Raw genomic sequence first — 16,686 nt, 5'->3', positions numbered from 1 at the left:
ACACTTATCGGCGGCTATAGCGCAGCGCGCAGCGCCTCGCGGATCAGAGTTTCAGAACCGCTTCCCGGCTTGGCCACTTTACTCACTAAACGGCTGGCTTCCTGAGGCTTATAGCCCAGCGCCACCAGCGCGGAAACGGCCTCGGCCTCAGCGTCGCCGTCTGCGTTTTTCGCACTGGCAACCGGAGGCAGCGTGCCGCCGCCGTTGAACAGATCGCCGTTTAGCCCCTTAAAGCGGTCTTTCATCTCCACGACCAGACGCTCTGCGGTTTTCTTTCCGACGCCCGGCAGCTTCACCAGTATGCTAACCTGCTCTTGCTCAACGGCCTGTACAAACTGCTGCGCCGACATGCCGGAAAGGATCGCCAGGGCGAGCTTGGGGCCAACGCCGTTCACCTTAATCAGTTCACGAAACAGCGCCCTTTCCTGCTTATCGTTAAAACCGTACAGCAGCTGAGCGTCCTCACGCACGATGAACTGAGTAAAAATCGTCGCTTCCTGGCCGCGTTCCGGCAGCTCATAAAAGCAGCTCATCGGCATAAACACTTCATAGCCGACGCCGTTAACTTCAATAAGCACTTCAGGCGGCTGCTTTTCCAGAATAATGCCGCGTAAACGACCAATCACGATTTGAACTCCTTAACTCACCGGTTGGGGAAACGGCGCGCAGCTCTTTGCATAAAACTGCGGCGCGCACTGTCATTTCGCCTATTACAAACAAAAGCTGGATAAATATCCAGATAAATATGTCAATTGTGCGTTTTTGTTTATATTCGTTTGCGGGCTTTTATTCAAAAACGGCGCGTATTCTGTACGCCTTGAAGAAAAACCTACTCCGCCACGCGGCCGCGGGCCAGGGTCAGCCTTCCGTTACCCATGCGAAGCGTATTTTGAAAAAGATGGCAGTGAGTAATGGCGATAGCCAAGGCGTCGGCGGCATCCGCCTGCGGATTGGCGGGAAGCTTGAGCAGCGTTTTCACCATATGCTGCACCTGCGACTTTTCGGCGGCTCCCGTGCCAACCACCGTTTGCTTAACCTGACGCGCCGCGTATTCAAATACCGGCAGGTCCGCGTTCACCGCAGCCACGATCGCAGCCCCCCTCGCCTGGCCGAGCTTAAGCGCCGAGTCGGCGTTGCGCGCCATGAATACGCGCTCGATGGCAAAATAGTCGGGATGGAATTGAGTAATAATCTCGCTTACGCCGGCATAAACCAGCTTCAGCCGAGTGGGAAGATCGTCGACAGCGGTGCGGATACATCCGCTGCCGAGATAGGTCAAAACTCGCCCCTGCTGGCGAATAACGCCGTAGCCTGTTATCCGCGAGCCGGGGTCGATGCCAAGAATGATGGCCATTACAGCGTTGCCGCCACCTCGTCAGAGATTTCACCGTTATGGTAAACCTCTTGAACGTCGTCAGAGTCTTCCAGCATATCGATAAGACGCAGCAGCTTAGGCGCCGTTTCGGCATCCAGTTCCGCCTTAGTGGAGGGAACCATGGAAACTTCCGCCGCTTCGGCGACCAGGCCGGCTGCATCCAACGCATCTTTGACTTCGCCGAAGCTTTCCGGCGTGGTGAACACGTCAATAGCGCCGTCGTCATAGGTCACGACGTCGTCGGCGCCCGCTTCCAGCGCGGCATCCATTACCATATCTTCATCCGTCCCGGCCGGATAAGAGATGACGCCCTTCTTGGTAAACAGGTAGGACACCGAGCCATCGGTACCCAGGTTGCCGCCGGTCTTGGTAAAAGCGTGGCGAACCTCGGATACGGTGCGGTTGCGGTTGTCGCTCAGACACTCAACCATTACGGCGGTGCCGCCCGGGCCGTAACCTTCATAAATGATGGTTTCCATGTTGGCATCGTCATCGCCGCCAACGCCGCGAGCAATAGCGCGGTTAAGCGTATCGCGCGTCATGTTGTTTGACAGCGCCTTATCGATAGCTGCACGCAGGCGCGGGTTGGAGCCAGGATCGCCCCCGCCGAGCTTGGCGGCCGTTACCAGTTCGCGAATGATTTTTGTAAAAATTTTACCGCGCTTGGCATCCTGTGCCGCTTTACGGTGCTTTGTGTTGGCCCATTTACTATGACCTGCCATAAAAAATCTCCAGTAGAAAGCCCTGTGGCTTAATCTTAATCAACAGTCAATTAACAACAAAATTCAGACTGCTGACAAACCGTCCCAATAAACTTCAGAGGATATTCCGGCCGAAAATACAACCTACTTATATCACCACTGTGCTCGGCCGGAAGAGCGCCTGTATTAGCATTGGGAGTGCGGCGGGCCTAGCCCTCCTACGGGCAGTTATGAAGCCTTCGGCTTCACCCTTTCAGGGCCAGCGCAAGCGCTGTTCAAATCAGCTTACGCTAATTTGTCGTTGGCTTACGCCAAGTCGACCCCAACGGAGGCCTCTCCCGCCGTTTGACTCCGTAAGTTTTATTCAAGACCTTTGTCAACAATCACAACAAAATTCTTCAATCGCCTGCCGGTTGCTCCATGACTTGGTCATTAAAGCCGCCTGCCGCGCGTCAACCCACCGGTAAGCATCGTGCTCTGACAGCTCAACCTCCCGTTCCGCAGGCAAAGCCAGACAGAACCAGTGTTCAAGATTGTGCGTCGTTCCGGGCGCATAGCGATGGCGAAAGTGGGTAAAAATCTCAAACGTTACGCTGCGCTGACAGTTGTGCAGCGGCAGGCGTTCCGCCTCGATATCAATGCCCGTTTCTTCCTTGACCTCACGACGCGCCGTTTGTTCCACGGATTCCCCCTCTTCCAGGCTGCCGGTAACCGACTGCCAGAAGTCAGGATCGTCGTGACGTTGTAACATAAGCACCCGCCCGCCGTCGTGGCTAAAAATAACGACCAGTACGGATTCCGGGCGCTTATAGGTTTTCACATTACTTGTCCTGCTGCGGGATAACGCTGATAGCCAGCTCCTGCAGCGCCGCCGGGTTCGCGAAGCTCGGCGCGTCCGTCAGCGGGCAGGCCGCCGCCGTAGTTTTCGGGAACGCGATAACGTCACGGATGTTCTCCGTACCGGTCATCAGCATCACCAGACGGTCGAGGCCGAAGGCGATGCCGGCGTGAGGCGGCGTGCCGAACTTCAGCGCGTCCAGCAGGAAGCCGAATTTTTCGCGCTGTTCCTGCTCGGTAATGCCCAGAATGCCGAAAACCACCTGCTGCATCTGTGAATTGTGGATACGCACTGAGCCACCGCCGACTTCATAGCCGTTAAGCACCATGTCGTAAGCGTTAGCCACCGCAGACTCTGGATCGCTCTTCAGCTGTTCCGGCGTGAGATCTTTTGCTGAGGTGAACGGGTGGTGCATCGCCGTCAGGCCGCCTTCGCCGTCGTCTTCAAACATCGGGAAGTCGATAACCCACAGCGGCGCCCAGCGCTGCTCTTCGGTGATGCCCAGATCGCGGCCAACCTTCAGGCGCAGCGCGCCCATGGCGTCAGTGGCGATCTTTCTGGTGTCCGCGCCGAATAAAATAATGTCGCCGTCTTTTGCCTGAGTGCGCTCAAGCAGTTCGGCAATGATTTCCGGCGTCAGGAATTTGGCTACCGGGCTCTGTACGCCCTCAACGCCCGCCTGGCGATCGTTAATTTTGGCCCAGGCCAGCCCTTTCGCGCCATAGATAGACACAAACTGGGTGTATTCGTCGATTTGCTTACGGGTAAGCGCAGCGCCGCCGGGGACGCACATGGCGATAACGCGCCCTTTAGGGTCGTTTGCCGGGCCGGAGAAGACCTTGAAGTCGACGTCTTTCACCAAATCGGCGACGTCGACCAGCTCAATCGGGTTGCGCAGATCGGGCTTGTCCGAACCATAGCGGCGCATAGCTTCAGCAAAGGTCATTACCGGGAAGTCGCCTAAATCGACGCCCTTCATCTCCTGCCACATTTCGCGCACCATCTTTTCCATCACCGCACGCACCTGATCTGCGGTCATGAAGGAGGTTTCCACGTCGATCTGAGTAAATTCCGGCTGGCGGTCCGCACGGAGGTCTTCATCGCGGAAGCACTTCACGATTTGATAGTAGCGATCGAAACCGGACATCATCAAAAGCTGCTTAAACAGCTGAGGTGACTGCGGCAGCGCGTAGAATTTCCCTTTGTGTACGCGGCTTGGCACCAGATAGTCGCGGGCGCCTTCCGGCGTGGCCTTGGTAAGCATCGGCGTTTCGATATCCAAAAAGCCGTTGCTGTCCATGTAGCGACGTACGAACGCCGTCATGCGGGCGCGGGTCTTCAGACGCTCGGCCATCTCTGGGCGGCGCAGGTCAAGGTAGCGATACTTCAGGCGCTGTTCTTCGCTGTTGTTTTGGTTGGAGTCAAGCGGAAGCGGTTCTGAACGGTTAATGATATTCAACGACTGGGCGAAAATCTCTACGCCGCCGGTCGCCATATCCTTATTAACCTGGCTATCGGGGCGAGCGCGCACCGTGCCGGTAATTTGAATGCAGTATTCATTGCGCAGCTCGGACGCCAGCTCAAACGCCGCTTTACAATCCGGGTCGAAAAACACCTGCACGATGCCTTCACGATCGCGCATGTCGATAAAAATTAACCCGCCCAAATCGCGACGGCGGTTGACCCAACCGCACAGAGTAACTTCCTGCCCAACGTGAGAGGTGTTGAGCTGACCACAATAATGAGTACGCATAACGCTATCCTTTTATTCAGCCGAACCGTTCGCCGGGCAGTTAGCCTGGCAGGCTTTGGCACAACGGGTGTCTGATGGGCTATTCTTACGGCTTTGCGGGGCATCGCTCGCATACCAGCCGGAACCCTTCAAACTGAAGCTTCCGGGGGAGACCAGTTTTTTCAACGCTGCTTCACCGCACTCAGGGCATTCCACCAGCGGCGCATCAGCAAACTTCTGTAGTTTATCCATACGATAGTGGCAAGCGCCACATTCGTATTCATAAATAGGCATAATTATCGCTTTTTAAACGCTGAGTTATTTACGAACCGTTCAGGACACGCTAAACCTTGCCCAAAAGCCGGTTATTATAATGGAAATAATCACCGCCGATAAGAGCACATCGCCGTACGAAGAAAAGATGCGTTGCATTTCGCGACTAAGCGAACAAAAAACAGCCGTTCTACCCTGCCGTTTAAGCAATTAGCCCCTTTCCCGTCGGTTGCATAGGGCAAAAACGATAAGGCAAAAGGCTAAGATCTGGCAAGAAGTATGTTTTTTGTTTTATAAAACATGAAATAACTTCTTATTGGCGTTTTATGGCGGAAATCTTTCACATAGCGAGTTATGATTCTGTTGTAAAAATAGCGGGTAGCGAGGTAAAAAAATGGTTAGCGCACTGTATGCGGTATTGGGTGCACTACTATTGTTCAAACTGTCTCTAAACGTCGTAAAGTTGCGCACGCAGTACCGCGTTCCCTTTGGCGATGGGGGCTTTTATGAGCTGCAAACCGCAATCCGCATCCACGGCAACGCCGTCGAAAATATCCCTATCGCCCTTATTCTGATGGTCATCATGGAAATGAACGGCGCCAACATCTGGCTGGTGCACGCCTGCGGCATTATGCTTTTTGCCGGACGGTTTATGCACTACTACGGCCTGCACCACCGCGACTGGCGCTTTCGGCGCTCCGGCATGAGCGCCACCTATATTTCCATCGGCATGATGGCCTGCGCGAACGTTTATTATCTCCCGTGGGAACAGCTGTTTATTTTATACTAGCGACTATCGGCATCCTTCAGGAATGCGTCGACGAAAATAAGTAACAAATTCCTAAAGACGAGAACGGGCGGGCTTTTGACAAGACGCCCGCCGTACAGACATTGTTCCCGCGCTTTGGTATACTTGCGCCCCTGACTTAATACCACTAACAACGCCACTCACAGATATGCCGAACCGAGATATGCTATTTGCCGCCCCCATCGATAAGCTGGGCGATTGGACCTTTGATGAACAGGTTGCCGAAGTTTTTCCTGATATGATTCAGCGATCCGTTCCCGGCTATTCCAACATTATCTCCATGATAGGCATGCTGACGGAGCGCTTTGCCCGAGCGGACAGCACGCTGTACGATCTTGGCTGTTCTTTAGGCGCAGCGACTCTTTCCATGCGCCGCAACGTGCGCGTCGATAACTGCCGCATCGTCTCCGTGGATAACTCACCTGCGATGATCGAGCGCTGCCGCCGCCATATCGACGCCTTTCGCGCAGCTACGCCGGTAGAGGTGATTGAGGCGGACATTCGCGATACGGTGATTGAAAACGCGTCCATGGTGGTGTTGAACTTTACGCTTCAGTTTTTGGAGCCGGACGACCGACAGACTTTGCTCAACCGCATCTATCAGGGGCTATTGCCCGGCGGCGTTTTAGTGCTGTCGGAGAAGTTCTCTTTTGAAGACCGCCCCATTGGCGAACTGCTGTTTAATATGCACCACGACTTTAAGCGCGCCAACGGCTACAGCGAGCTGGAAATCAGCCAAAAGCGCAGCATGTTGGAAAACGTGATGCTCACCGACAGCGTAGAAACCCACAAGGCTCGCCTTCACAAGGCCGGTTTTCCCCACGCGGAAACCTGGTTCCAGTGCTTTAACTTCGGGTCGCTTATCGCCGTAAAAGATGAGGTCGTCCATGATTGATTTCGGCGACTTCTATCAGCGTATCGCCAAAGGCCAGCTTAGCCACTGGCTGGAAACGCTGCCCGCCCAGCTGGCGGCCTGGCAAAAGGAGTCCCTGCACGGCCAGTTCAAGCAGTGGTTTAACGCCGTCGACTACCTGCCGCACGTCACGCCCGAACGGCTGGACCTGCTGCACAGCGTCACGGCCGAGGCCGCGCCCAATGCCCTAAGCGAAGGCCAAATTCAGGGCATTACGACCCACCTTCGTACGCTCATGCCCTGGCGTAAAGGGCCGTTTCATCTCTACGGCATCCATATTGATACGGAATGGCGTTCAGACTGGAAATGGCAGCGCGTAGCCCCTCATCTTTCCTCGCTAGTTGGCAGAACGGTGCTTGACGTCGGCTGCGGCAGCGGTTACCACCTGTGGCGCATGGTTGGCGCAGGCGCACAGCTGGCCGTCGGCATTGACCCAACTCAGCTGTTCCTCTGCCAGTTTGAAGCCGTACGCAAGCTTATCGGCGGCGACCAGCGCGCGCACCTTCTGCCGCTTGGCATAGAGCAGCTGCCGGCCCTCGGCGCGTTTGACACCGTATTTTCCATGGGCGTGCTGTACCATCGCCGTTCTCCGCTCGATCACCTCTATCAGCTTAAAAACCAGCTGGTGAGCGGCGGCGAGCTGGTGCTTGAGACGCTGGTCGTTCCGGGAGACGCCCAAACGGTTCTGCTGCCGGGCGATCGCTATGCCCAGATGAAAAACGTTTACTTTATTCCCTCAACTGACGCATTGGCCAATTGGCTTGAAAAGTGCGGCTTTATCGACGTTCGCGTCGTGGACGTCTGCCCGACGACGACCGAAGAACAACGTAAAACCGAATGGATGATCAATGAATCTCTGACGGACTTTTTAGACCCTCGCGACGCAACGAAAACGCGCGAAGGCTATCCGGCGCCGGTCAGAGCGGTTCTCATTGCCAAGAAACCCTAAAGGACAAAGGAATGATACAAAAATGGCTTCTGGGCGCGGCCCTGCTGTTTATCGGCGGGTGCACCGTACAAGTCTCAGACAATCGGAGTGAGGCCTTGGCTCAGGAGAACGGCGCCCTGCCGGTTGATATCCAGCTTCAGCGCCTTCATTCCTACCCCAAGGGCGGAAGCGTGGTTATCCCTGCATCGCAAATGAAGGCAGGAGACATTCTGCTAACCTCCCCCTACGGCCCCACGTCGCTCGGCATTCGCCTGTTCAGCGGCTCGACGGTCAGCCATGCGGCGATTTACCTTGGGGATGATAAGGTCGTTGAGGCCGTCGGCGGTAGCGGAGTCCAGGTCGTCACGCTCGAACAGGCGCTCGACCATAACTCAAAAATCGTCGTTATGCGCGTGCCGGGCCTGACGGAAGAACAGGCGCTCTCAATTCAAAACTTCTCTGAAGAAAGCCTGGGGAAACACTACAACTACAACGGCGTCGCGCTGATAGCGCCGTTTATGCTGACCCGCCAGCTGTGCAGCCTGAACCCCTTCTCGTCGGAGTTTCGCAACGGCTGCATCTCTCTGATGGCCCAGCTCCAGTTAGGAAGCGATGAAGACGCCAAGGGCAACTACTTTTGCTCTCAGTTCGTCATTGAGGCCTACAACCGCGCCGGCAGGCCGATCACCGAATCCGCGCCGGTCTGGATAAGCCCGGTAGACCTTCTGCACATGCGCGAAGGCGACGTCGCCTCCTTTACGCCCAACGTGCCTTTACAATACGTTGGCCATCTCAAGCGCGGCGTGGTGGAAAACACCACCATTGCGCTACAGCAGTTCTTTCATCTCGACTGACGTAAAAAAGCCGGAACGAATTCCGGCTTTTTCTCTATATTAGCCCATCACACTCTGACGCCGTGCAGCGAAGAACGCACCATTTCGGGCGCGAACATCGCCTTCATCGCCGCCACCATATCGCCGTCCACCTGAAAGCGCTCGAACTCATCGCCTTCCCCACCAAGACCGATGTTGACGCCCGCTCTGCGATAGCGCATGGGCGATGCGGTCACCAGGCCTGCGGAGGTGTGCACTTCACTGGCGCCCGCTTCTATGAACTTATGGATATTGGTCAACCGAACGCCTCCGCCGGGCATAATTATCGGCCTCTGGCTTAACTGCACCAAGCGGCGGATCAGCGGTAGCCCCACCTCCGCCGTTTGCTGCTGCCCGGAGGTCAGAATTCTGTCGACGCCCATCTCCGTCAACTGTTCCAACGCCAAAAAGGGATTAACGCACATGTCAAAAGCGCGATGAAAGGTGACGGACATCCCCTGCGTTAGCGAAAGCACCTGCTTCATTCGCTCCCGGTCAATCGCGCCGTCCTCCGTCAACATGCCGATAACAATACCGGAAAAGCCGAGATCGCGAATGTGCGCAATATCGCTTTTCATAATGTCGAACTCGCAGGCGGAATAACAAAAGTCGCCACCTCTGGGGCGTACAATCGGGTGTACCGGGACTGAGATTCGACGCGCGGCCCACTCAAGCATGCCCAGGCTGGGCGTTATTCCCCCCTCCGACTTACTGGCGCAAAGTTCTATCCTGTCCGCCCCCGCTCGTTCAGCTATCGTTGCGCAGTCGACGCTGTAGCAACACACCTCTAGCTTTGGCATCCCACCTCCTAATCAGCAAAAATCAAAACACCGCTTGAGCATATCAATGCATCTGACGTAGTCTACGGAAGGCAAACTGCAATAAATACGCAACAACGGTGGATTAAGGACTTAAGTATGGCATCGAATTTTGATTTATATGTGGAGAGGCGTCACACGGATAGTGATAAGTGGCACAAATATGAAAATAAGGAGATTATTCCGCTGTGGGTCGCGGACAGCGATTTCAAATCTCCCGATGCCGTAATTGAAGCCCTGCAGCAGCGCGTCGCCCACGGCGTATTCGGCTATGGATATCCGTCGCCGGAATTAACAGAAGTCTTTATCTCCCGCATGAAGTCACTCTACAACTGGGAAGTAAAGCCGGAGTGGCTAGTGTTTCTCCCCGGCTTGGTTAGCGGCCTGAACCTTTGCGTTCGCGCATTAACCACGCCGGAGCAGGCTACTATCGCGCCGCACCCTATTTATCCACCGTTTATGAAATCCGCTCGCTTGGCCAACCGCCAGCAAATCTCGGCCCCCATCAAGCTACAGGGGAAGCGCTGGGTGCTGGACCTCGACGCGGCAGAGCCTCAGCTTACCGGCAACGAGAAGCTGCTGATGCTGTGCAACCCCCACAACCCGGGCGGAACGGTATATCGCCGCGCTGAATTGCTGGCCCAACTCGATTTTGCGCAGCGTCATAACCTGATCGTCTGCTCGGACGAAATCCACTGCGATTTGCTGTTAGACGAAGGCGTTGAACATATTCCCTTCTCTTCCCTAAGTGAAGACGCCGCCCAGCGCTCCATTACGCTGATGGCGCCATCCAAAACGTTCAATATCGCAGGGTTGGGTGCCTCCATCGCCGTCATCCCTAACGCTGCGCTGCGTCACCGTTTCACCGAAGCGCGCGCGGGGATCGTTCCCAGCGTTGATATCCTTGCCTATGTTGCCGCGACTGCGGCTTATAAAGGCGGCGATGAATGGCTGACCGAACAGCTCGCCTACCTGCGCGCCAATCATGCGCTGGTGATGGAAAAGATTAATGCGATCCCCGGCCTGAAGCTTATGCCGGTTGAAGCAACCTATTTGGCGTGGATTGACGCTTCCGGGCTGCCGGTGAGCAATCCACACGCCTTCTTCGAAGAGGCTGGCGTAGGCCTCTCGCCGGGGAGTGATTTCGGCAATCCCAACTTCGTTCGCCTCAACTTTGCCTGTCGGCGCGAACTCCTAAGCGAAGCGTTGGAACGAATGGAAAAAGCCGTAGCCGCTTTACCGGCTGAAATAGAATAGCGTGGACGCGACAAGCCTCTTGGTGACGTTGTCACTGAGAGGCTTTGTCATTTTTAATTAGCCTTCCGACTTAACCACGTCGCGGATGCTGTAAGGATGAAGCTTTATCGTTACGCCCTCTTCCGTAACGGCCAGCGTCGGATTAGGCAGTGATTCTCCCTCTCCGATCGGATTGCTGAACTTAAGCTTAAGCTGGGGCATCAGCAGTATCTCATCGGAAAACAGCGCCAGCGCCGTTTGGTGGAAATCATCGCCGTTGGCGCTGGGCACTACCCATTCCACGTGCTCCCATCCCTCATGTGGATACAGCCTGTTTCCCGGATAAGGCAGCTCAACGCAGTCTATCGTCCACTCTCCAACCCGCAGTGGTTCGTTCAGGCCAAACAGGCAAATGGGGCGACCGTTTATCTCCTTTTCGGAAATCAGCTCGCCGCACTTTGCCAATCCCAGGCGCCAGCGCTCCGCCGTTGCGTGTTGAAAGCAGCGCACCGAGATATGATCGGCGTGATAGTCGGTTAGCGAGAGTTCCAAGCGAGCCAGCAGTCGCTGTAGCTTTTGCTCAAAAGTCGGCAGGCTCTGCCACAGATCCTGCAGCTCGGTAATGCGATGAAATGAAAGCATAGCGTTCTCCCGAATAGCTCTCCTAAAGGTGGCCGCTTACGTAGGCCATAAAACGGCGGCGCTATTATTCACTATTATGGCTTTCAGGCAAAGCAACGCATGAAGGCACCATTTTATCAGCCCCTACGCTCCTCACGATCGGCCTTTCTCCCTTATCCCAATCAACTGTTTTATCCATATCCTCTCTCATTCGCATTATCTATTGGCTTTTATATGGGTAAGATCGTTTTAAAAAAGAGCGATAGCCTAAGCTCGGCTTTGCAAGCGGCCATACGTCACTCTTTTACAGGAAAGGGGGATCTAAGAAAAATGGTAAAGAGGCAGGAATGGAAACACAAAGGCTCGGAAATTCCGAGCCTTTTTAGGTACAGAATGAATTAGAAATCAATTTAGTTTAATAACTAATGCAAAAACGTCATTTAAAGCAGTAAAGACAAATTTTCATTCTGTATCGTGGCACGAACACTTCAATCACTGAAAAGTATGAAAATGCGTGCTTCTGATTTATCGTTATCATACTCTTATTCCCCCAAGCGCACTTCTGTTTGCATGTTAAGACGTCTGTATTAACACTCAACTCGGGAAAGTATCCTTAAGATAAATCACACATTTCTATGCTTTCAGGAAAGCTTTTAGGAAAGTGCTACCGCAGGTTCTGCTTCTGCTTCTTTATAATATGCTGAGTAAACGTATTTAACCTGGAATGTCCGGCTACAATTAACACAATAGAAACGCTGATAACCTGCTCGCCCCTTTCCGTGCTTTCTTACAGACTGTGTATCATGGCAATAACGACAGGGCGTTCTCTTCTTGAACATAATTTACTCCTTAAAATGAATACCACATTAAAAACTATTCGCCTAAATTAATCGATGTCATAAAGATCGCGTTATCCGAAAAACGAAAAGATGCCACGTCAGCAGGGATCTGTTTATTATTAATTTCTCATTACATAAAAGAATGGAAATAAAAACAGCTCATTAGGTCTAAAAAGATAATTAACTTAATAAGACACTTAAGAAATAACGCTTTGAGGCCGGGGAATCGATTAATCTTCCACCACTCTGACGAACTGACCCCTTTTCTGGTTTCTCATCAATGTATGGCTCGGATATTCTCCAAACGTTTTTCGATACTGTTCGGAAAAGCGCGAAAGATGTTGAAATCCCCACTTCGTCGCAATACTGGAAACTGAACTTTCAGCCGACGCATTAAGCAGATCGCGAAGCGCGCCGTTCAAGCGTAGATTAAGAAACCACTTACCCGGCGGCATGCCGACCGAATTGCGAAAAATCAGTTCCAAAGCTCTCAGGCTATATCCCGTACGTTCGGCAATATTAATTAAACTGGAACTTACGTCCTCTCTGGACATAACAAAATCTTCACTATCGCGAATCAAATTGTTATGCCGATGCGAGATGGCGCTCTTCTTCTCTTCGTTGTTTAAAATAACGCTATGGCATAATGCCGAGACGTAATGATTAAACAGCTTATCGCATAAAGCATCTGAGAATTCAGATTCAGGATCGACAGATCCCATCGCCCGGCTCTGGCTTACGGTAAACACTTCGTCCGTGAGCCTGATAAGTTCATCAACGGCATTCTTCCCCAAACGAAGGGAAACAATCCTGTCTTTCGATAGCGGCAAAGGTTCTCCGCTGTATGCAACCGCCGCCTGCTGTAGAAGCTTTCGCTCAACGCTATATACGACCCAGCGCGCCGGCCCGGAAGTGTGATACAGCAGCTCGCATCCTTCAGGGTAAATTTGCACTTCATCGGGGTCTATCGGCGTTGTGTTATAGCGAGCAACCTCGCTGCCATAGGCCATAAAGCCAATACAGACCCGATCCGACGGCATACGCCCTCGGGCAATAACGGGAAAACTGTAGTTACCGGTTTCCAAACACCCTACTTTAGCCCTAACTCTTTGGTGATAAAGGCTTAGCTGAGTTGAAGAAAACAGCCGGTGTTCAAAATATCCGCCGAGGATAACGTCGGTCGCTTTGGCAACGTCCAGTCCCAAATAAACGTGACACTGATAAACGGGAAAAGATACCATTCAATATAACGCTCTTATCTCAATATTTCGTTTTTTGGATAGACAAAACGAAAAATAACGATTACTCACTGAAACAGAAACGGCTGGGTTTAGGTTATTTGGCGATGAAAGCCTAAATAAAAACCACCCGCCGACCCGATGAGTAAAAGGAAAAGGGCTTAAAAGGAAAGCAAATGACGGTGGTTTCCCGACATTCTTAAAACCAACAGGTTAGCTATCTAAGGCAAGACAGAATAAAACTGACCGCCCTTTTCCTTTAAATAAAAAGAGAAATCTAACATTACAATCCCTAACTTTGACTACGTTAAACCAATTTAAGAAAATGCGTTATCCAAAAAACGAAAAAATAGCAATATAGAGGTGTTTTTATTCTGTTATGCGGAAATGTTTTTTCCGTTTATTAAAAAAACAATGTGGTAGAGAGAGTTACGTAAGCTCTCTCGCCGTGATATTTAAAGGTTCCTACAGCATGCACGTTAATATTTATTCATCATACATATAGCTTTACTATATTGCCGGCGCAGACAGCACTAATGAAAAAATGGAACATTATGCGGCTTAAAAGAAACAATTCGTTATGAAAGGAAACAAAACACACTTACAAAAACGCCAATTAAATAAGAAAAATTCGGGCCTATTGAACACAACTTCAACAGTAAAAAAGCGAACACGTTACAGAATAGCTTTACCAAATATAAAAAAACGGAACCTTTTGGTTCCGTTTTTTTATTCCGTAAGTAAACTAACTCTCATCTTCCCACTTAAGTACCGGCTTATCGTCGTTAATGAGATAAACGGCGTTAACCTGTTCATTAATCAACGGGAGAAAACTCTCCCCGTCGGGTAGAAAAAGCTTAACGGCCATACCGCACTCGGCCGTTAACGCTCGGGGGGCATCAATAACGCTATAGGTCAATCCCTTTGCCGCTAGCGCCTTTTTCAATTGAATAATGCCCAAAGGCGTATGGAAAAGAAAAAGATAGCCGTAATGCGCCGTATTATTCTTCATTCAGCTCTGCCTCTAACGACTTCCTGAAAATCAGGGTATATATCATTCCAATGGCCAGAACGATAATAATACCGACGGCTACAACAATCTTTCCACCTTCAGTCGGGCCCGCTGGGCTGGAAGCCATTGAGAAATTGTGAGCAATCGCAGCGCCCGTCAGCATTCCCAGCACGCTGACAGCGGCATCTGAGCTGCCCTGCCCGGCGCTAACCAACTGACGAAGCGGACATCCGGTGATAAAAACGCCGCACAGGCCAACCAGCGCCATTGACAGAAAATTCCATACGCCGTCGGAATGAGCGATAGGCTGATTTTCAAAACCCAGGTTAAACTTGCCAAGATAGACGTTACCCGCGGCCACCAGCAGCGTTAAAGCCAGTACGCCGAGCGCCATATTAACATTACGCGACATAAATACGTTTTTAGCCATACCGATAAAACAGAAGCGAGTACGCTGCACGATAGCGCCAATGAAAAGCCCTGCCGCTATCGAAAGCCATACGGGGGCGTGGCTCGCGCCCGGCCCCTTTTCACTGGCGCGAAACAGGCCGCTGTCCCAAAGAAAAATTCCCAACAGCGCAATGCAAACAATAGGGAATATTGCCCCCTCAACCGATGACTGTCGGTAGCTGCGGGGCAGTGAAAACCCTTTTTTAAGGAACAGGCTACCGATGCCGATGCCTGAAACGAGCCCGACGAGTCCGACAACCGCGTTCAGATCGCCGGCGCCGAGGCGAAGCACCATTCTTAACGGACATCCTAAAAAAACCAGGCATCCCAGCATCATAAAAAAGCCCAGCGCAAATCGCACCAGAGGCGCAGAGCCGGCCTTCGCCTTAAATTCTTTAAACAACAGCGCCGCCGCAAAAGCGCCAATGACAAAGCCTGTAATCTCCGGCCTGAAGTACTGCACTGTAGGCGTACCGTGTAGCCCCATACTCCCCGCGCTGTCGCGCAAAAAGCAGGCGACGCAAACGCCCATGTTAGGCGGGTTGCCCGCCGTTGCCAGAATTAAAGCAAACGCGCCTATGATGGCGCCGGAAATAACCAGTATCCACGTTCTGGACATAATTTTTATTCCTATGATGGCGGGATAAATCCCTACTAATAGACCTATTAAGTAACTGGGAATTCTACTTAAAACACCGCAACATATCTTTGCCCATCGTCACAACATCCTGTCCTTACAGCACTTTTTTTTCAAACAGGGACTCCAAATCGTTTTATAATTTATTTATCTTCGCCGCGCGAAAAGAAGTTCGGGTTTTCTCCCAAAAAGAGTATGTTATGAAGGCACTGCCAGCCTTCATTTCGCTTTTTGCCGCATGGCTTTTTATACTTTAAGAAATCACCGTGCGTTATACGGGACGGGTTTACTAACGTGAATAATGGATTTTTTAGCCAAGGCCTTGCGCTACCGGATTTGATATTCGGTTCTTCTCTTTATTTTCCCCCTGTTTTTAAGGCTCTGTTTTTCGGTCTCATCCTATGGCTGCTGGTTCACCGCTGGCTTCGAGACTGGCTCTATTCCGGGGACGTCTGGCATCCGACTTTAATGGATCTGTCTCTTTTTATACTCTGCGTTTGCAGCGCTCTGTGGGCATTAACTCGTTGGTAATAGTATGAAGCTCAATACGTTAAAATATTTTTCGACCGTCATCGTATTTGCCGTTGCCGTCGTCTCCGGCTGGTGGCTGTGGAACTACTATATGCAATCCCCTTGGACGCGCGACGGTAAAATCCGAGCGGAGGTCGTTAACATTACGCCGGAGGTCTCCGGCAGGCTGACGCAGATACACGCCAAAGACAACCAGAGCGTAAAAAAAGGCGATTTGCTGTTCGTTGTTGACGCCAGCGCCTACCAGATTGCGGTGGACAAAGCAGAAGGCGACTTGGCCAAAGCGCTTTCCGACCTGAATAAGGCAACGCACGAAGCCGCCCGCCGACGGGGGCTGGCGGGCAGCGTCATCTCGAAAGAGGAACTGGACGACGCTAATCTGGCCGTTGAGGCCATGCAGGCTAACTATAAGGCCGCGCAGGCGACGCTCGAGCAGGCGAAGTGGAACCTGGCCCATACCCATATTTATGCGCCCGTCGATGGCTACCTGACCAATCTTCAAACGCGGATCGGCAGCTACGCCACTGCCGGCTCGCCTTTGGTTGCGCTGGTCGACACCAACTCGTTTTACGTCATGGGCTATTTCGAAGAAACCAAGCTGGGCAACATCAAGCCGGGGCTCAAAGCAGACATCACGCTTTACAGCGGCAACGCCGCCTTAAGCGGCGAAGTCGAGAGCATCGGGCGAGCGATTTACGACCAAAGCGTCGATCCGGACAGCGATATGCTGATGAACGTCAAGCCCAACGTCCCTTGGGTTCGCCTGGCGCAGCGCGTACCGGTAAGGATTCGGCTGACTCAGGTCCCCGACGGCGCCCTGTTGGTCGCCGGCACAACCTGTACCGTATCCATTAAGCCTTAGGC

At 52.5% G+C, this 16,686-nt stretch carries 19 protein-coding genes; 7 read left to right on the top strand and 12 right to left on the bottom strand.

Annotated elements, in window-relative coordinates:
• Positions 1 to 14: 14 nt before the first annotated feature.
• From ruvA to V8L73_RS08585, 6 genes are all read right to left on the bottom strand, one after another.
• Positions 15 to 626, bottom strand: coding sequence for a Holliday junction branch migration protein RuvA (gene ruvA, locus V8L73_RS08610; protein ID WP_027273360.1), 612 nt, complete (start codon positions 624 to 626; stop codon positions 15 to 17).
• A 203-nt stretch (positions 627 to 829) separates the two neighbouring features.
• Positions 830 to 1,354 (bottom strand): crossover junction endodeoxyribonuclease RuvC, encoded by a 525-nt coding sequence (ruvC, locus tag V8L73_RS08605; protein ID WP_027273361.1) that lies wholly within the window; start codon positions 1,352 to 1,354, stop codon positions 830 to 832.
• On the bottom strand, positions 1,354 to 2,097 hold the full coding sequence (locus V8L73_RS08600; protein WP_027273362.1) for a YebC/PmpR family DNA-binding transcriptional regulator: 744 nt from the start codon (positions 2,095 to 2,097) through the stop codon (positions 1,354 to 1,356). The genes ruvC and V8L73_RS08600 overlap by 1 nt, the downstream gene beginning before the upstream one ends.
• Before the next feature lie 355 nt (positions 2,098 to 2,452).
• Complete coding sequence (gene nudB, locus V8L73_RS08595) at positions 2,453 to 2,896, bottom strand: dihydroneopterin triphosphate diphosphatase (protein ID WP_261831064.1); 444 nt, start codon at positions 2,894 to 2,896, stop codon at positions 2,453 to 2,455.
• 1 nt (position 2,897) lies between these two features.
• Positions 2,898 to 4,667, bottom strand: coding sequence for an aspartate--tRNA ligase (aspS, locus tag V8L73_RS08590; RefSeq protein ID WP_347254636.1), 1,770 nt, complete (start codon positions 4,665 to 4,667; stop codon positions 2,898 to 2,900).
• 12 nt (positions 4,668 to 4,679) lie between these two features.
• On the bottom strand, positions 4,680 to 4,940 hold the full coding sequence (locus V8L73_RS08585) for an FmdB family zinc ribbon protein (protein ID WP_071783254.1): 261 nt from the start codon (positions 4,938 to 4,940) through the stop codon (positions 4,680 to 4,682).
• Between the two features lie 373 nt (positions 4,941 to 5,313).
• On the opposite strand from V8L73_RS08585, the gene V8L73_RS08580 reads away from it, so the two are divergent.
• From V8L73_RS08580 to V8L73_RS08565, 4 genes are all read left to right on the top strand, one after another.
• The gene (locus V8L73_RS08580; RefSeq protein WP_027273365.1) at positions 5,314 to 5,709 is read left to right on the top strand and encodes an MAPEG family protein; all 396 of its coding nucleotides are present in this window, start codon (positions 5,314 to 5,316) and stop codon (positions 5,707 to 5,709) included.
• Between the two features lie 166 nt (positions 5,710 to 5,875).
• Positions 5,876 to 6,622: a carboxy-S-adenosyl-L-methionine synthase CmoA gene (gene cmoA, locus V8L73_RS08575; RefSeq protein WP_347254635.1), complete on the top strand. Its 747-nt coding sequence runs from the start codon at positions 5,876 to 5,878 to the stop codon at positions 6,620 to 6,622.
• A complete protein-coding gene (gene cmoB / locus V8L73_RS08570; RefSeq protein WP_347254634.1) occupies positions 6,615 to 7,589 on the top strand; it encodes a tRNA 5-methoxyuridine(34)/uridine 5-oxyacetic acid(34) synthase CmoB in 975 nt (324 codons plus the stop codon). Before cmoA ends, cmoB begins: the two co-directional genes overlap by 8 nt.
• Before the next feature lie 11 nt (positions 7,590 to 7,600).
• On the top strand, positions 7,601 to 8,422 hold the full coding sequence (locus V8L73_RS08565; protein WP_036023132.1) for a YaeF family permuted papain-like enzyme: 822 nt from the start codon (positions 7,601 to 7,603) through the stop codon (positions 8,420 to 8,422).
• A 47-nt stretch (positions 8,423 to 8,469) separates the two neighbouring features.
• Here V8L73_RS08565 and cutC read toward each other — a convergent pair whose 3' ends face one another.
• The gene (gene cutC / locus V8L73_RS08560; protein WP_347254633.1) at positions 8,470 to 9,240 is read right to left on the bottom strand and encodes a copper homeostasis protein CutC; all 771 of its coding nucleotides are present in this window, start codon (positions 9,238 to 9,240) and stop codon (positions 8,470 to 8,472) included.
• Positions 9,241 to 9,357: 117 nt separating this feature from the next.
• On the opposite strand from cutC, the gene V8L73_RS08555 reads away from it, so the two are divergent.
• A complete protein-coding gene (locus V8L73_RS08555; RefSeq protein WP_027273370.1) occupies positions 9,358 to 10,515 on the top strand; it encodes a MalY/PatB family protein in 1,158 nt (385 codons plus the stop codon).
• A gap of 57 nt (positions 10,516 to 10,572) precedes the next feature.
• On the opposite strand, the gene V8L73_RS08550 is transcribed toward V8L73_RS08555, so the two are convergent.
• The 5 genes from V8L73_RS08550 to yedE form a co-directional block, all read right to left on the bottom strand.
• Entirely contained in the window at positions 10,573 to 11,136 is a 564-nt protein-coding gene (locus V8L73_RS08550) for a VOC family protein (protein WP_027273371.1), read from the bottom strand.
• Between the two features lie 632 nt (positions 11,137 to 11,768).
• Positions 11,769 to 11,954, bottom strand: coding sequence for an IS1/IS1595 family N-terminal zinc-binding domain-containing protein (locus tag V8L73_RS19855; protein ID WP_420864719.1), 186 nt, complete (start codon positions 11,952 to 11,954; stop codon positions 11,769 to 11,771).
• A gap of 230 nt (positions 11,955 to 12,184) precedes the next feature.
• Complete coding sequence (locus V8L73_RS08545; protein ID WP_347254632.1) at positions 12,185 to 13,195, bottom strand: AraC family transcriptional regulator; 1,011 nt, start codon at positions 13,193 to 13,195, stop codon at positions 12,185 to 12,187.
• A gap of 742 nt (positions 13,196 to 13,937) precedes the next feature.
• The gene (locus tag V8L73_RS08540; RefSeq protein WP_036023135.1) at positions 13,938 to 14,204 is read right to left on the bottom strand and encodes a DUF3343 domain-containing protein; all 267 of its coding nucleotides are present in this window, start codon (positions 14,202 to 14,204) and stop codon (positions 13,938 to 13,940) included.
• Positions 14,194 to 15,273, bottom strand: a complete 1,080-nt coding sequence (yedE, locus tag V8L73_RS08535; protein ID WP_347254631.1) for a YedE family putative selenium transporter — start codon at positions 15,271 to 15,273, stop codon at positions 14,194 to 14,196. Before yedE ends, V8L73_RS08540 begins: the two co-directional genes overlap by 11 nt.
• Before the next feature lie 312 nt (positions 15,274 to 15,585).
• Between yedE and V8L73_RS08530 the strand changes: the two genes are divergently transcribed.
• Together V8L73_RS08530 and V8L73_RS08525 are read left to right on the top strand one after the other, a co-directional pair.
• Positions 15,586 to 15,822 carry a DUF1656 domain-containing protein gene (locus V8L73_RS08530; RefSeq protein WP_071783256.1) on the top strand — a complete coding sequence of 79 codons (237 nt, stop codon included), beginning with the start codon at positions 15,586 to 15,588 and terminating at the stop codon, positions 15,820 to 15,822.
• A 4-nt stretch (positions 15,823 to 15,826) separates the two neighbouring features.
• Positions 15,827 to 16,684, top strand: coding sequence for an HlyD family secretion protein (locus V8L73_RS08525; protein ID WP_027273373.1), 858 nt, complete (start codon positions 15,827 to 15,829; stop codon positions 16,682 to 16,684).
• Positions 16,685 to 16,686: the final 2 nt, after the last annotated feature.

This window comes from Leminorella grimontii (assembly GCF_039789245.1).
GTDB lineage: Bacteria > Pseudomonadota > Gammaproteobacteria > Enterobacterales > Enterobacteriaceae > Leminorella > Leminorella grimontii.
Note: the sequence above shows the minus strand (reverse complement) of the source record. Positions and strands in the feature narration are given on the sequence as shown.

Excerpts from the sequence above, each read along its gene's own strand:
- V8L73_RS08555 (WP_027273370.1), top strand. The coding sequence starts at position 9,358 with ATGGCATCGAATTTTGATTTATATGTGGAGAGGCGTCACACGGATAGT.
- cmoB (WP_347254634.1), top strand. The coding sequence starts at position 6,615 with ATGATTGATTTCGGCGACTTCTATCAGCGTATCGCCAAAGGCCAGCTT.
- V8L73_RS08540 (WP_036023135.1), bottom strand. The coding sequence starts at position 14,204 with ATGAAGAATAATACGGCGCATTACGGCTATCTTTTTCTTTTCCATACG.
- V8L73_RS08550 (WP_027273371.1), bottom strand. The coding sequence starts at position 11,136 with ATGCTTTCATTTCATCGCATTACCGAGCTGCAGGATCTGTGGCAGAGC.
- V8L73_RS08545 (WP_347254632.1), bottom strand. The coding sequence starts at position 13,195 with ATGGTATCTTTTCCCGTTTATCAGTGTCACGTTTATTTGGGACTGGAC.
- cmoA (WP_347254635.1), top strand. The coding sequence starts at position 5,876 with ATGCCGAACCGAGATATGCTATTTGCCGCCCCCATCGATAAGCTGGGC.
- yedE (WP_347254631.1), bottom strand. The coding sequence starts at position 15,273 with ATGTCCAGAACGTGGATACTGGTTATTTCCGGCGCCATCATAGGCGCG.
- cutC (WP_347254633.1), bottom strand. The coding sequence starts at position 9,240 with ATGCCAAAGCTAGAGGTGTGTTGCTACAGCGTCGACTGCGCAACGATA.
- V8L73_RS08525 (WP_027273373.1), top strand. The coding sequence starts at position 15,827 with ATGAAGCTCAATACGTTAAAATATTTTTCGACCGTCATCGTATTTGCC.
- V8L73_RS08600 (WP_027273362.1), bottom strand. The coding sequence starts at position 2,097 with ATGGCAGGTCATAGTAAATGGGCCAACACAAAGCACCGTAAAGCGGCA.
- ruvC (WP_027273361.1), bottom strand. The coding sequence starts at position 1,354 with ATGGCCATCATTCTTGGCATCGACCCCGGCTCGCGGATAACAGGCTAC.
- V8L73_RS08580 (WP_027273365.1), top strand. The coding sequence starts at position 5,314 with ATGGTTAGCGCACTGTATGCGGTATTGGGTGCACTACTATTGTTCAAA.
- aspS (WP_347254636.1), bottom strand. The coding sequence starts at position 4,667 with ATGCGTACTCATTATTGTGGTCAGCTCAACACCTCTCACGTTGGGCAG.
- V8L73_RS08585 (WP_071783254.1), bottom strand. The coding sequence starts at position 4,940 with ATGCCTATTTATGAATACGAATGTGGCGCTTGCCACTATCGTATGGAT.
- V8L73_RS08565 (WP_036023132.1), top strand. The coding sequence starts at position 7,601 with ATGATACAAAAATGGCTTCTGGGCGCGGCCCTGCTGTTTATCGGCGGG.
- V8L73_RS19855 (WP_420864719.1), bottom strand. The coding sequence starts at position 11,954 with ATGTTCAAGAAGAGAACGCCCTGTCGTTATTGCCATGATACACAGTCT.